The sequence below is a fragment of the Streptomyces cyaneofuscatus genome (genome assembly GCF_042718795.1).
In the GTDB taxonomy this organism is placed as follows: domain Bacteria; phylum Actinomycetota; class Actinomycetes; order Streptomycetales; family Streptomycetaceae; genus Streptomyces; species Streptomyces cyaneofuscatus_A.
The window spans coordinates 126,800-141,430 of record NZ_JBHXOX010000016.1 but is presented as its reverse complement, the minus strand read 5'-3'; the positions used below and the strand labels follow the sequence as shown (position 1 = coordinate 141,430).

Here is a 14,631-nt window from a genome sequence, read left to right as displayed (position 1 = left end):
CCGCACGCCCAGACGGCGAAATGAAGCCTTTCAGCGATAAAGGTCACTCAGGCGTTCGACCGCCTCGGCGAGTCGGTGTCGCAGCTCCTCCGGCGCCACGACCTCCAACTCGGGACCCAGCGAAAGGAGCTGGCTGTATGCCACGTCCAGTGATTCCACGGGAAGGACCACGGTGCGCCATCCGTCCGGACCGGCGGGAGGGGCCTCGGAGAGGGCCGTGGCGGCGGCCGCGCGGTCACCGGTGAACGCGAGCTGCCGGGCACCGCTCTCGGACACCCGTACGGTCACCTCGGTACGGAGGAGGGACCGGGCGAACTCGGCGGCCCGGGCGTCCCAGAACGCGGGCAGGTCGAAGGTCTCGTCCCGCTCGAAGCGCTCGTCGGCCGGCTCCACCGAAGTGAACCGGTCGATCCGGTAGACCCGGAAGTCGCCCCCCGCCTTGGCGCAGAGGTACCAGACCCCGGCCTTGAGGACGAGCCCGTACGGAGCGAGCTCCCGCGCCACCTCTGTACGGCTGTGTTCGCGGCCGCCGCCCTTGCGGTAGCGGGCCCGCAGCAGGCGGTCGTCCCAGACGGCGTCGGCGATCACGGGGAGCAGGTGCGGCGGCTCCGGCTCGTGGTACCAGGACGGGGCGTCCAGGTGGAAGCGCTGGGCGGCGGAGGCCGAGGCGTCGCGTACGGAGGGCAGCAGCGCGGCCGACACCTTGAGGCGGGCCGCCGACGCCGCGTCCTCCAGGCCCATCTCGCGCAGCGCGGAGGGCAGGCCGGAGAGGAAGAGGGCCTCCGCCTCGTTGCGGGCGAGGCCGGTGAGCCGGGTGCGGTAGCCGCCGATGAGCCGGTAGCCGCCCGCCCGGCCGCGCTCCGCGTACACCGGGACGCCCGCCTCGGAGAGGGCCTGCGCGTCGCGGGTGACCGTGCGCTCCGACACCTCCAGCTCCGCCGCCAGCTCGGCGGCGGACATGACGGGACGGGACTGAAGAAGGAGGACCATCTTGATGAGCCGAGCAGCACGCATGGGCCCATTGTGGCGGCAGCGAGAACCTCGGGCCGCCGTGGCCGACCTCCCGGCCGCCCTGGCCGATCCTTCGGCCGCCGCCCGGCTGCCCTGGCCGAAACCTCGGCCGCCCACACCGGAATTCCGGCTGTCGCCTGCGCCGCAGCCACGGCCGCCGCCCGCGCCGCAGCCCCGGCCGGGTACGGCGGAACCCCCGGCCGCCGGGGCGGGCGCGTTGTCGGACGCGCTCGCCCCGGTGACCGGGGGTCAGGTCGGGCCGGTGGCTCAGAGGCCGTACCGCTCCCGGGCCTCCTTGACCGCCGAGGCCGGGATCTCGCCGCGCTTGGCGAGCTGGGCCAGCGAGGCGACGACGATCGACTGGGCGTCGACGCCGAAGTGGCGGCGGGCCGCCTCACGGGTGTCGGAGAGGCCGAAGCCGTCCGTGCCGAGCGAGGACCAGTCCTGCTCCACCCACTGGCTGATCTGGTCCGGTACCTGGCGCATCCAGTCGCTGACCGCGAGCACCGGGCCCGGCGCACCGGAGAGCGCCTGCGTCACGTACGGGACCTTCACCTCACCGCGCAGGAGCGCCTCGTCGGCCTCCAGCGCGTCGCGGCGCAGCTCGCCCCACGAGGTGGCGGACCAGACGTCGGCCGTGACACCCCAGTCGGCGGCCAGCAGCTCCTGGGCCTCCAGGGCCCAGTGGATCGCCGTGCCGGAGGAGAGGAGCTGGAGGCGCGGCGCGTCCGCAGTCGCGGGCGTGCCCTCCTTGAAGCGGTACAGGCCCTTGACGATGCCCTCCTCGACACCCTCGGGCATCGCGGGCTGGGGCTTCGGCTCGTTGTAGACCGTCAGGTAGTAGAAGACGTCCTCGGCATCGGGGCCGTACATCCGGCGCAGACCGTCCTTGACGATCACCGCCACCTCGTACGCGAACGCCGGGTCGTAGTTGAGCGAGGCCGGGTTGGTGGCCGCGATCAGGTGCGAGTGGCCGTCCGCGTGCTGGAGGCCCTCACCCGTCAGGGTCGTACGGCCCGCCGTGGCGCCGACGATGAAGCCCTTGCCGAGCTGGTCGGCGAGCTGCCACATCTGGTCGCCGGTCCGCTGCCAGCCGAACATCGAGTAGAAGATGTAGAACGGGATCATCGTCTCGCCGTGCGTCGCGTACGACGTGGCGGCGGCGATGAAGTCGGCCATGGCGCCGGCCTCGGTGATCCCCTCGTTGAGGATCTGGCCGTCCTTGGCCTCCTTGTAGTACATCAGCTGGTCGCGGTCGACCGGCTCGTACGTCTGGCCCAGCGGCGAGTAGATCCCGGCCGACGGGAACAGCGACTCCATACCGAAGGTACGGGCCTCGTCCGGGACGATCGGCACCCAGCGTTTGCCGGTCTCCTTGTCCCGCATCAGGTCCTTCACCAGGCGGACGAACGCCATGGTGGTGGCCATCTCCTGCTTGCCGGACCCCTTGTACAGCGCCTTGAACGCGCGCTCCTCGGGCTGCGGCAGCGGCGCCGAGGCGTGCAGTCGGCGGGCGGGGGCGGGGCCGCCGAGGGCGGCGCGGCGCTCCTGGAGGTAGCGGACCTCGGGGGAGTCGGCGCCCGGGTGGCCGTAGGGGACCAGGCCGTCCTCGAAGGCGCTGTCGGGGATCGGGAGGCCGAGCAGCTCGCGCATGCCCTTGAACTCGTCGATCGACAGCTTCTTCATCTGGTGGTTGGCGTTCTTGGACTCGAAGCCCTTGCCGAGCGTGTAGCCCTTGACCGTCTGGGCCAGGATCACGGTCGGCGCGCCCTTGTGCTCGACGGCCGCCTTGTACGCCGCGTAGACCTTGCGGGCCTCGTGGCCGCCGCGCGAGGTGTAGAAACACTCGGCGATCTTCGCGTCGGTGAGCAGCTTCGCCAGCTCGACGAGGGCGGGCTCGGCACCGAAGAAGTGCTCGCGGATGTAGGCCACGTCACGGGTCGCGTACGTCTGGAACTGCGCGTCCGGGACCTCGCGCAGGCGGCGCAGCAGCGCGCCCGTGGTGTCCAACTGGAACAGCTCGTCCCAGGCGTTGCCCCAGAGCGTCTTGACGACGTTCCAGCCGGCTCCGCGGAACTGCGCCTCCAGCTCCTGGACCACGCGGAAGTTGGCGCGGACCGGACCGTCGAGCCGCTGCAGGTTGCAGTTGATGACGAAGGTCAGGTTGTCGAGCTGCTCACGCGCGGCCAGCGCGAGGGCGGCGGTCGACTCCGGCTCGTCCATCTCGCCGTCGCCCAGGAAGGCCCAGACGTGCGAGTTGGCCGTGTCCTTGATGGAGCGGTTGGTCAGATAGCGGTTGAAGCGCGCCTGGTAGATGGCCGAGAGCGGGCCGAGGCCCATCGACACGGTGGGGAACTCCCACAGCCAGGGCAGCCGCCGCGGGTGCGGGTAGGAGGGCAGGCCCTCGCCACCGGACTCCTGGCGGAAGTGGTCGAGCTGCTGCTCGCTGAGGCGGCCGTCGAGGAAGGCGCGGGCGTAGATGCCGGGGGAGGCGTGGCCCTGGATGTAGAGCTGGTCGCCGGAGCCGTCCCCTTCCTTGCCGCGGAAGAAGTGGTTGAAGCCGGTCTCGTAGAGCCAGGCCGCCGAGGCGAAGGTGGCGATGTGGCCGCCCACCCCGTACCGGGCGCCCCGGGTCACCATCGCGGCCGCGTTCCAGCGGTTCCACGCGGTGATCTTCGACTCCATCTCCAGGTCGCCGTCGAACGCGGGCTCGGCGGCGGTCGGGATGGAGTTGACGTAATCGGTCTCCAGCAGCTTGGGCAGCGCGAGACCGGCGCCCTCGGCGTGCTGCAGCGAGCGGCGCATCAGGTACGCGGCGCGGTGCGGGCCGGCGGCCTGGGTGACGGCGTCCAGGGAGGCCGCCCATTCGGCGGTCTCCTCGGGGTCACGGTCCGGGAGCTGGTCGAGCTCGCTCGGAAGCTTTCCTACGGGGTCGGTCATGATCGCCGCCTTCCGGAGAGGAGGGGGGTGGAGAAGGCCCTATCTGGCAGGACAGAGCGATGGGGCCGGTGGGCCCGCGAAATGAACTGTAAGTCGCTGATCGATGATCGATCAAAGGATTGAAGGCAAAACTTCTCGATACGAAGAAAAGTGGCATGGGGTGCCTCGAAAGGGGGCACGGAGTGACGTGAAATAGCGCGCAAAAAGGGCGCTGACCTGCACGGACGAGCAGGTCGGGCGCCAGATGATCGGAGCTTGCCGGAGGCGGTCAGGCCCGGAGCGATTCAGGCCCGGGGCGCGCAGCCCAGCACGTGCGCCTTCACCAAGGCGCCGATCTGCGGGTCCCCGGCGAGGAACGCGTCGATGAGGGCCTGGTGCTCCTCCGCGTACGACTTCTGCACCGTGCCCAGCCAGCGGATGGAGAGGGCCGTGAACACCTCGATGCCGAGCCCCTCCCAGGTGTGGAGCAGCACCGCGTTGCCGGCGGCCCGGACCATCTCGCGGTGGAAGCCGACCGTGTGCCGGACCTGCGCCTCGCCGTCGGCCAGCCGGTCCGCCTCGTACAGCGCGGCCACATGCGGCTCCAGCGCCGAGCAGTCCTGGCCGAGCAGCGGGGCGGCCAGCTCGGCGGCGATCTGCTCCAGGCCGGCCCGTACCGGGTAGCTCTCCTCCAGGTCGGCCGCGGTGAGGTTGCGGACCCGGACGCCCTTGTTGGGGGCCGACTCGATGAGCCGGAGCGTCTCCAGCTCGCGCAGCGCCTCCCGTACGGGCGTCTGGCTGACCTCCAGCTCGGTGGCGATGCGGCGCTCCACGATCCGCTCACCCGGCTTCCAGCGCCCGCTGACGATCCCCTCCACGATGTGCTCGCGGATCTGTTCGCGCAGCGAGTGGACGACGGGCGGGGTCATGTGGTGCTCCTTCAGGGCAGACCGGTGCTGCCTACATCATCACGGGGGCGGTGGGCCTCCCGGGCTGTTTAGACAATACGGCGGCGCCCCCGCCCGGAAGAGTTCCGGACGGGGGCGCCGCTGGTGAGGCTGGTTACAGCCGGGGCGTTCAGAGGCCGAGCTCGACCTCGAACTCACCGGCCTCCAGGATCGCCTTGACCGACGTCAGGTAACGGGCGGCGTCCGCGCCGTCCACCAGGCGGTGGTCGTAGGAGAGCGCGAGGTACGTCATGTCGCGCACCGCGATGGTCTCGCCGAGGTCCGGGTGGTCGATGACCACCGGGCGGCGGACCGTGGCGCCGATGCCCAGGATGGCTGCCTGGTTCGGCGGCACGATGACGGTGTCGAAGAGCGCACCGCGCGAACCGGTGTTGCTGATGGTGAAGGTGGCACCGGACATGTCGTCCGGGGTCAGGCCGCCACCGCGGGCCTTGCCGGCCAGCTCGGCGGTCTTCTTCGAGATACCGGCGAGGTTCAGGTCGCCCGCACCCTTGATGACCGGGGTCATCAGGCCTTTCTCCGCGTCCACGGCGATGCCGATGTTCTCCGCGTCGAAGTACGTGATGGTGCCCTCGTCCTCGTTGATCCGGGCGTTGATGACCGGGTGGGCCTTCAGCGCCTGGGCCGCCGCCTTCACGAAGAACGGCATCGGGGACAGCTTGACGCCCTCACGGGCGGCGAACGCGGCCTTCGCCTGGTTGCGCAGCTTCATCAGCTTGGTGATGTCGACCTCGACGACCGAGGTCAGCTGGGCCTGCGAGTGCAGCGCCTTCATCATGTTGTCGCCGATGACCTTGCGCATGCGGGTCATCTTGACCGTCTGACCGCGCAGCGGGGAGGCCTCCAGCTTCGGCGCTGCCTTGGCGGCGGCCGGAGCGGCGGGAGCCGGGGCAGCGGCGGCGGCCTTGGCGGCCTCCGCGGCGGCGACGACGTCCTGCTTGCGGATACGGCCACCGACGCCGGTGCCCTTGACCGAGCTCAGGTCCACGTTGTTCTCGGACGCGAGCTTGCGGACCAGCGGCGTGACGTACGCGCCGTCGTCACCGGAGGGCGCGGCCGGGGCGGCCGGGGCGGCCGGAGCCGGAGCGGCGGGGGCGGCCGGTGCCGGGGCGGCGGGGGCGGCCGGTGCCGGGGCGGCGGGGGCGGCCGGTGCCGGGGCGGGAGCCGCGGGGGCCTCCTGCTTCGGCTCCTCGGCCTTGGGGGCCTCAGCCTTCGGAGCCTCCTGCTTCGGGGCCTCCTCCTGCTTGGGCGCCTCGGCCTTCGGCTCCTCAGCCTTCGGGGCCTCGGCCTTGGGAGCCTCCTGCTTCGGGGCGGCGCCCGGAGCACCGATGACGGCGAGCTTGGCGCCGACCTCGGCGGTCTCGTCCTCGCCGACCACGATCTCCAGCAGCACACCGGCGACCGGGGCGGGGATCTCGGTGTCGACCTTGTCCGTGGAGACCTCAAGGAGGGGCTCGTCCTCCGCGACCTCCTCGCCGACCTCCTTCAGCCAGCGGGTGACGGTGCCCTCGGTGACGCTCTCGCCGAGCGCTGGGAGGGTGACGTCGGTGCCCTCGGCGGACGAACCGCCGGTGGCGGCCTCGGCGGTCGGGGCCTCGGCCGGAGCCTCGGTCTCGGTCGACGGGGCGGTGGGCGCCTCCTCGGCGGCCGGGGCCGGGGTGGCGGCCGGCTCGGTGGACTCGGCCTGGGCCGGAGCCTCGGCCTCGGCCGGAGCGCCGGAGCCGTCGTCGATGACGGCCAGCTCGGCGCCGACCTCGACGGTCTCGTCCTCGGCGACCTTGATGGAGGTCAGAACACCGGACGCGGGGGCCGGGATCTCGGTGTCGACCTTGTCGGTCGAGACCTCGAGCAGCGGCTCGTCGGCCTCGACGCGCTCGCCCTCGGCCTTCAGCCAACGGGTGACAGTGCCCTCGGTGACGCTCTCGCCGAGCGCCGGAAGGGTTACGGAAACCGACATGGTTTCAGTTGCTCCTTACGAAAATGCGGAAGTGGTCGGTCGTCGCGCCCGGGACCGGGGGATCAGTCGTGCGAGTGGAGGGGCTTGCCGGCCAGCGCCAGGTGAGCCTCGCCCATCGCCTCGTTCTGCGTCGGGTGGGCGTGGATGAGCTGGGCGACCTCGGAGGGCAGCGCCTCCCAGTTGTAGATCAGCTGGGCTTCGCCGACCTGCTCGCCCATGCGGTCGCCCACCATGTGGACGCCGACCACGGCACCGTCCTTGACCTGGACGAGCTTGATCTCGCCCGCGGTCTTCAGGATCTTGCTCTTGCCGTTGCCCGCGAGGTTGTACTTGAGGGCGACGACCTTGTCCGCGCCGTAGATCTCCTTGGCCTTGGCCTCGGTGATACCCACGGAGGCGACCTCGGGGTGGCAGTACGTCACCTTCGGCACGCCGTCGTAGTCGATCGGGACGGTCTTGAGACCGGCGAGACGCTCCGCCACCAGGATGCCCTCGGCGAAGCCGACGTGGGCGAGCTGGAGGGTCGGGACGAGGTCGCCCACGGCCGAGATCGTCGGGACGTTGGTCTGCATGTACTCGTCGACCAGGACGTAGCCGCGGTCCATCGCGACGCCCTGCTCCTCGTAGCCCAGGCCCTGCGAGACCGGGCCGCGGCCGATCGCGACGAGGAGGATCTCCGCCTCGAAGGTCTTGCCGTCGGCGAGGGTGACGCGGACGCCGTCCTGCGTGTACTCGGCCTTCTCGAAGAACGTACCGAGGTTGAACTTGATGCCGCGCTTGCGGAACGCGCGCTCAAGAAGCTTCGAGCTGTTCTCGTCCTCGACGGGGACGAGGTGCTTCAGGCCCTCGACGATGGTGATCTCGGTGCCGAAGGACTTCCACGCCGAGGCGAACTCGACGCCGATGACGCCGCCGCCCAGCACGATCGCCGACTTCGGGACGCGGTCCATCTTCAGCGCGTGATCCGAGGAGATGATCCGGTTGCCGTCGATCTCCAGGCCCGGCAGCGACTTCGGCACGGAGCCGGTCGCCAGCAGCACGTGGCGGCCCTGGATGCGCTGGCCGTTCACGTCGACCGAGGTGGGGGAGGAGAGCTTGCCCTCACCCTCGATGTAGTGGACCTTGCGCGAGGCGATGAGACCCTGGAGACCCTTGTACAGGCCCGAGATCACCTCGTCCTTGTACTTGTTGACGGCCTCCATGTCGATGCCCTCGAAGGTCGCCTTCACGCCGAACTGGGCCGACTCACGGGCCTGGTCCGCGATCTCGCCCGCGTGCAGCAGTGCCTTCGTGGGGATGCAGCCGTTGTGCAGGCAGGTGCCGCCGACCTTGCCCTTCTCGATCAGGGCGACGTCCAGGCCCAGCTGCGCTCCGCGCAGGGCCGCGGCGTAACCGCCACTGCCACCGCCGAGGATCACTAGGTCGAAAACGGTGCTGGCGTCGTTCGCCACGTCACGTCCTCCATGCATGTGCGCCGTACGCCGGGCCCCGTCGCTGGGGTGTGACCGGCCGGTCGGCTGGTGTTCGGCCGCTTTGTCTTCGGCCCTGTGGTGGGGGCCCTGTCCTGCCGAGAACCCATCTTCGCACTTGTCGACGGCGGGCGGGACGCGGGGCCCGGGTCCGGGACGGATGATCGTCCGTTCCGGAGGGTTACTGCTGCGTAGATACCTACGGATTCCGCCGGTGTTCGTCGAGAGCGAAACCCTGTCTCCTTCTCACCGGTTCCGCCCGGACAACACGTACGGCCCCGGACCTATGCCCGGGGCCGCACACGTCGGGCACTCAGCCCAGGTCGCCGTCGGCGGTCCGCTCGGCGAGCCGCACCAGGGTGCGGACGGCGGAGCCGGTGCCGCCCTTGGGCGTGTAGCCGTAGGGAGCGCCCTCGTGGAAGGCCGGGCCCGCGATGTCCAGGTGCGCCCAGGCGATGCCCTCGCCCACGAACTCCTTCAGGAACAGGCCGGCCACCAGGCCGCCGCCCATGCGCTCGCCCATGTTGGCGATGTCGGCGGTGGGGGAGTCCATGCCCTTACGGAGGTCGGCGGGGAGCGGCATCGGCCAGGAGGCCTCGCCGACCTCCTCGGCGATCTCGTGGATCGACGTACGGAAGGCGTCGTCGTTGGCCATGATCCCGAAGGTCCGGTTGCCGAGCGCCAGCACCATCGCGCCGGTCAGGGTCGCCACGTCGACGATCGCGTCGGGCTTCTCCTCCGAGGCGCGGGTGAGCGCGTCGCCCAGGACGAGCCGGCCCTCGGCGTCGGTGTTGAGGACCTCGACGGTCTTGCCGCTGTACATGCGCAGCACGTCACCGGGGCGGGTGGCGGTGCCGGAGGGCATGTTCTCGGCGAGCGCCAGCCAGCCGGTCACGTTGACCTTCAGGCCGAGGCGGGCGGCCGTGACGACGGCGGCGAACACGGCGGCGGCGCCGCTCATGTCGCACTTCATCGTCTCGTTGTGGCCGGCCGGCTTGAGCGAGATGCCGCCCGAGTCGTAGGTGATGCCCTTGCCCACGAGGGCCAGGGTCTTCTCCGCCTTGGGGTGGGTGTAGGCGAGCTTGACCAGGCGCGGGCCGTTCGCGGAGCCCTGGCCGACGCCGAGGATGCCGCCGAAGCCGCCCTTGACCAGGGCCTTCTCGTCGAGCACCTGGACCTTGATGCCGTGCTCCTTGCCGGCGGCGGTGGCCACGGCGGCGAAGGACTCGGGGTAGAGGTCGTTGGGCGGGGTGTTGATCAGGTCGCGGGCGCGGTTGATCTCCTCGGCCAGGGCGAGGGCCCGCTCGACGGCCGCCTTGTAGGCCTTGTCGCGCGGCTTGGCGCCGACCAGGGTGATCTCGGCGAGCGGGAGCTTCGGGCCCTTGCCCTTGGACGTGGCGTCCTTGGGGGCGAGCTTGTTCTCGCCGCCCTGGTAGGCGGTGAAGGCGTAGGCGCCGAGCAGGGCGCCCTCGGCGACGGCCGCGGCGTCCTCGACGGACGCGGCGGGCAGCGCGAAGCCGGCCTTCTTGAAGCCGGAGAGCGCGCGGGCGGCGGTGCCGGCGGCGCGGCGCAGCGCCTCCGCGTCGTACGCGTCCGCCTTGTCCGGGACCGGACCGAGGCCGACCGCGATGACGACCGGGACCTTGAGGCCGGACGGCGCGGGCAGCTTGGTCAGTTCGCCCTCGGCACCCACGGCACCCAGGGTCGCGAGAACGGTGGCGAGCTTTCCGTCGAACGCCTTGTCCACGGCCTCGGCGCCAGGCGCGAGGACCAGGTCCCCCGACGTGGATCCAGCGCCCTTCGCGACGCCGACGACGAGTGCGTCGGCGCGCAGCGTCGCCGCACCGGCAGTGCTGAGAGTGAGAGCAGTCACGGTGGTGAAATCTCGCTTCCGTTGAGTTCCAGTTCGGTCGAGGGGTGGGCCGACCGTGCCCGGCGCATCGTAGACCCCTCCGCAATGTGCCGGGTTCGAGCCTACGCGCGCCGTTCGCCGGGGGTTACGGCGGCGGGCCGTTCCCGACCGGTAAGGCGGTCGGTTCCGGACGTACGCGGGCCGGTTGCCCGACCGGTCGTACGGTGGTCAGGGCCGAGCGTGTACGTCGGTCAGGGGCCGAGCGCCAGCACCACCAGGGCCGCCGTCGCCGCCGTTTCCGCCACCCCGCCGAACACGTCCCCGGTCACCCCGCCGAACCGCCGCACGCAGTGGCGCAGCAGGAGTTCTGCGGCCGCCAGGGCGGCCGGCACCGCGAGCGCGTGGTGCAGTGCCCCGTACGGGCCGAAGGCCGCGCCCGCCGCCGCGCACAGGGCCACCGTCACCGCCGCGACGGCCACCGCCCACCCCACCGGGACCGTGGTCGCGACCACCGCGCCGAGCCCTTCCGGCCGGGCGGCCGGGACGCCCTGCCGGGACGCCAGGGTGAGCGCGAGCCGGGCGGCGACGGCCGCGACGACGGCCCCGAGCGCGCCGTGCGCCCAGCCCCCCTTCCCGTACAGCTCGAAGAGGACCGCGACCTGGGCCAGCAGCACCAGGAGGAGGGTGATGACACCGAACGGCCCAATGTCGGACTGCTTCATGATCCGTAGCGCGTCCCCGGCCGGTTTCCCGCTGCCGAGGCCGTCCGCCGTGTCGGCGAGGCCGTCCAGATGCAGCCCCCGGGTGAGGGCGGCCGGCACCGCGACGGAGGCGACCGCCGCGAGCAGCGGCCCCGACCCGGCCAGCAGCGACAGCGCGCCGAGCCCGCCGGCGAGCAGGCCGACGACGAGCCCGGCGAGCGGGGCGCAGAGCATCCCGGCCCTGGCGGTCGCGCGGTCCCAGCGGGTCACGCGGACGGGCAGCGCGGTGAGGGTGCCCAAGGCGAAACGCAGCCCGTGGCTGTTCAGGGAGGTCACCGCGGGCAGGTTAGCCGCTCCCGCGCACGGATAGATTGGCCGAAGCGTCAGAAAAGCCGCAGAACTGAGCGCGAAAGCCGCAGAGCTGAGCACGTCGGGAGCAGGTGGCATGGGTAACTGGTGGCACACCAACATCGCCGAGCCGGGCAAGCTCCCCCTGCTCCTCGCACTGGCCGCCTTCGTGCTGACCTTCGCGATCACCCGCACGATCACGCGGATGATCCGTGCGGGGAAGGGCCCGTTCCGCAACATCACCCCGGGCGGGGTCCACATCCACCACGTGGTGCCCGGGGTCGTGCTGACGGTGGTCGGCGGCTTCGGCGCGGTGGCCGTGGGGAGGCACGGGGTGGCCGCCGGGGTGTTCGCGGTGATCTTCGGGATCGGGGCCGGGCTGGTGCTGGACGAGTTCGCGCTGATCCTGCATCTGGACGACGTGTACTGGACCGAGGAGGGCCGCCAGAGCGTCGAGGTGGTCGTGCTGACCGCCTCGCTCGTGCTGCTGGTCCTGGCGGGGTTCTCGCCGCTCGGGGTGGACGACGTGACCGACGAGGAGCAGCAGGGCAGGCTCAGTGTCATCACCTCGTACGCGGTCAACTTCTGCTTCGTCCTGATCGCGCTGTTCAAGGGCAAGACCCGGATGGCGGTGATCGGCACCCTCGTCCCGTTCGTCGCGCTGATCGGCGCGATCCGCCTCGCCCGCCCCACCTCGATGTGGGCCAAGCGGTTCTACCGCAACCGCCATCGGGCCCGCTCCAGGGCGGTGCTGCGCGCCTACCACCACGATGTGCGGTGGGTGGGGCCGCGCCGGAAGTTTCAGGACCTCATCGGCGGCGCCCCCGACCGGGTCCCGCTGCCACCCGCCGGCAAGCCCTGACCGCCGCCCGTCCGCCGCCGCCCGAGCCACTCCCGTACGGCACAGACCACCAGGACGGCGGCGATGGAGGCCAGATGCTCCCGGCCCGCCAGGTTGTCCTTGACCAGGACCTCCACCACCATCGCGAGGACCACCAGCGCCCCGGTGAACCAGGCCCGGTAGACGTGGCAGACGTACACCGCGAGCCCCACCACCGCCGCGGACGGCCCGGTGTCCACCACCTGCGCGTCCGAGGCCGGCAGCCCAAGGAACGCGTCCGGGCCGAGCGCGATGCCGACCCGGGCGTACAGGGTCCCCGCCAGCGTGGCCACGTATGCGATCGCGAGGGTGCGCCACCGGCCCAGGCACACCTCCGCGATGCCGAACACCAGCAGGATCTGCGCCAGCGCACCCCACACCGGTAGGTCGAGGGCGGGCACGAAGAGGGACAGCGGTGTACGCAGCAGGGCCAGCCAGAGGGGGTCCTCGGCCCGGACCGCCCCCAGGTCCTGCACCGGGCCGTAGCCCCACGCCTGGTTCTGGACCACCTGCACGGTCGCGGTCAGCGCCACCGCCGCCAGGGTCAGCGGGAGTGCCCGTACGCCGTGGTCGTGGAGCCGCGTCCGTACGGTGGTGACGAGCGGGCCCCACTCCCGCCGCGCGGCCCGGCGCAACGGCGGGAGGCGGCGCACGCCGGAGCGGCTCATCCCGGAGCGGCTCATCCAGGGGCGCCGAGACGCGCGCGGTGCAGCCACTCCGGCAGCCCCGGCGCTTCCAGGAACCCTTCGGCGCGGCCCGCCGCGATGGAGATGCGCGCCAGGTCGGCGCTCTTCTCGAACAACATGAAACGTGGCTCCCAGATCGGTCGGTACTTGGCGTTGGCCCGGTACAGCGACTCGATCTGCCACCAGCGCGAGAAGAAGCCCAGCAGCGCACGCCACAGCCTCAGCACCGGTCCCGCGCCGAGCCGCGATCCCCTCTCGAAGACGGACCGGAACATGGCGAAGTTGAGCGAGACCTGCGTGATCCCGATCTCGCCGGAGCGCTGGAGGAGCTGGATGACCATGAACTCCATGAGGCCGTTCTCCGCCTCCCGGTCACGGCGCATCAGGTCGAGGGAGAGGCCGTGCGGCCCCCAGGGGACGAAGCTGAGGACGGCGCGGAGTTCGCCCGGGGCCCCACCCTCTCCCGTGTCGCGGCACTCCAGCATCACGCACTGCCCGTCCGCCGGGTCGCCGAGCCGGCCGAGCGCCATGGAGAAGCCGCGCTCGGTCTCCCCGTCGCGCCAGTCGTCGGCGCGCCGGACCAGTTCGGCCATCTCGGCCTCCGGGATGTCCGCATGGCGCCGGATGGTGACCACGTAACCGGCGCGCTTGACCCGGTTGTAGGCCTGGCGCACCCCGCGCATCGCCCGCCCGTCCAGGGTGAAGTCGGCCGTCTCCACGAGCGCCTCGTCACCCAGCTCCAGCGCGTCCATGCCGTGCCGGGCGTAGACCGTGCCCGCCTCCTCGCTCGCGCCCATCACCGCCGGGATCCAGCCGTGCTCGCGGGCCTCGGCGAGCCACGGGTCGATCGCGCCCGGCCAGGCCTCCGGGTCACCGATCGGGTCGCCGGAGGCCAGCGAGACCCCGCCGACCACCCGGTAGACCACGGCGGCCTTCCCGGTCGGCGACCAGAGCGCGCTCTTCTCCCGGCGCAGCGAGAAGTAGCCGAGCGAGTCCCGGTCGCCGTGCTTGTCCAGCAGCGCGCGCAGCTTCGCCTCGTCCTCGGGGGAGAGCGGGTCGACGGCCCGGCGGGAGCGGAACGCGGCGTACACGACGGCGATCAGGAGCAGCGTCGAGAGGATGTTGATGACGACGTTCACCCAGCCCGGGGTGGTGATCCCGGGGAAGCGCGCGTCGTCGGCGGCCACCGAGATCAGCCGCAGCGCCCCGTAGCGCCAGCGGTCCAGGAAGGTGGAGCGGTAGTCGTCGTGGGCGGTGTTGGTGACGGTGACCAGGGCCGTCGCGATCAGTGAGGTGACCAGCAGCCCCACCACGGCGACCAGGGACGCCAGCCTGGGGTTGGAGCGGTCGCCCTTGGCGTAGAACTCCCGCCGCCCCAGCACCAGGGCCACGACGAAGGCGGTCGTCAGCGCCAGCGAGACCCAGTTCTGGGCGTGCTGCCGGATCTCCCCGAAGAGGAACGCGAGGAGGTACGCGAGGAGGACGAGCCCGCCCAGGACCATGTTCACGATCCACGCGGCCCGCTTGCGCCGCCGCATGGTGACCGCCAGGAACAGCGCGATCACCCCGGAGGAGAACCCGGCCGTGAGCAGGTACGGCGTGAAGTAGTTCTCGGTGTTGTGGCGGCGCAGGTCCTGGCCGAAAGTGACCCAGACGGCGCTCAGGAAATTGATGAACGAGACGACGCGCAGGTACCAGATGGCGAACGCCGCGCCGCGCCGGGAACGGGCGGTGCTGCGCCGGGCTGCCTCTTCGGCCGATCGAACCTCTCCCATGAGAGGTGATCATATGGCGCATTACGGACACAGGGGGAGGCGAGGGTTACTTACAGGGCCTCCCC

Annotated in this window: 10 protein-coding genes; 1 reads left to right on the top strand and 9 read right to left on the bottom strand. The window is 71.5% G+C overall.

Translation table 11 applies throughout. The annotated features are described in order from the left end of the window. Positions 1-30: 30 nt before the first annotated feature. From ACFWRT_RS20030 to ACFWRT_RS20000, 7 genes are all read right to left on the bottom strand, one after another. Positions 31-1,014 carry a helix-turn-helix transcriptional regulator gene (locus ACFWRT_RS20030; RefSeq protein ID WP_380952552.1) on the bottom strand — a complete coding sequence of 328 codons (984 nt, stop codon included), beginning with the start codon at positions 1,012-1,014 and terminating at the stop codon, positions 31-33. 264 nt (positions 1,015-1,278) lie between these two features. Further along, entirely contained in the window at positions 1,279-3,951 is a 2,673-nt protein-coding gene (gene aceE, locus ACFWRT_RS20025) for a pyruvate dehydrogenase (acetyl-transferring), homodimeric type (protein ID WP_380952553.1), read from the bottom strand. A 284-nt stretch (positions 3,952-4,235) separates the two neighbouring features. Further along, entirely contained in the window at positions 4,236-4,859 is a 624-nt protein-coding gene (locus ACFWRT_RS20020) for a GntR family transcriptional regulator (protein WP_018511906.1), read from the bottom strand. Between the two features lie 148 nt (positions 4,860-5,007). Further along, positions 5,008-6,855, bottom strand: coding sequence for a 2-oxoglutarate dehydrogenase, E2 component, dihydrolipoamide succinyltransferase (sucB, locus tag ACFWRT_RS20015; RefSeq protein WP_381121330.1), 1,848 nt, complete (start codon positions 6,853-6,855; stop codon positions 5,008-5,010). A gap of 62 nt (positions 6,856-6,917) precedes the next feature. Beyond that, positions 6,918-8,306, bottom strand: coding sequence for a dihydrolipoyl dehydrogenase (lpdA, locus tag ACFWRT_RS20010; protein WP_109977402.1), 1,389 nt, complete (start codon positions 8,304-8,306; stop codon positions 6,918-6,920). A gap of 331 nt (positions 8,307-8,637) precedes the next feature. Then, on the bottom strand, positions 8,638-10,197 hold the full coding sequence (locus ACFWRT_RS20005; protein ID WP_380952555.1) for a leucyl aminopeptidase: 1,560 nt from the start codon (positions 10,195-10,197) through the stop codon (positions 8,638-8,640). 230 nt (positions 10,198-10,427) lie between these two features. Then, a complete protein-coding gene (locus tag ACFWRT_RS20000; RefSeq protein WP_380952556.1) occupies positions 10,428-11,213 on the bottom strand; it encodes an adenosylcobinamide-GDP ribazoletransferase in 786 nt (261 codons plus the stop codon). A gap of 109 nt (positions 11,214-11,322) precedes the next feature. Between ACFWRT_RS20000 and ACFWRT_RS19995 the strand changes: the two genes are divergently transcribed. After that, the gene (locus ACFWRT_RS19995; RefSeq protein WP_380952557.1) at positions 11,323-12,087 is read left to right on the top strand and encodes a hypothetical protein; all 765 of its coding nucleotides are present in this window, start codon (positions 11,323-11,325) and stop codon (positions 12,085-12,087) included. Here the strand turns inward: ACFWRT_RS19995 and ACFWRT_RS19990 are convergent. Next, on the bottom strand, positions 12,027-12,773 hold the full coding sequence (locus tag ACFWRT_RS19990) for a hypothetical protein (RefSeq protein ID WP_380952558.1): 747 nt from the start codon (positions 12,771-12,773) through the stop codon (positions 12,027-12,029). The genes ACFWRT_RS19995 and ACFWRT_RS19990 overlap by 61 nt on opposite strands. A gap of 11 nt (positions 12,774-12,784) precedes the next feature. Further along, positions 12,785-14,566, bottom strand: coding sequence for a phosphatidylglycerol lysyltransferase domain-containing protein (locus tag ACFWRT_RS19985; RefSeq protein WP_380952559.1), 1,782 nt, complete (start codon positions 14,564-14,566; stop codon positions 12,785-12,787). Positions 14,567-14,631: the final 65 nt, after the last annotated feature.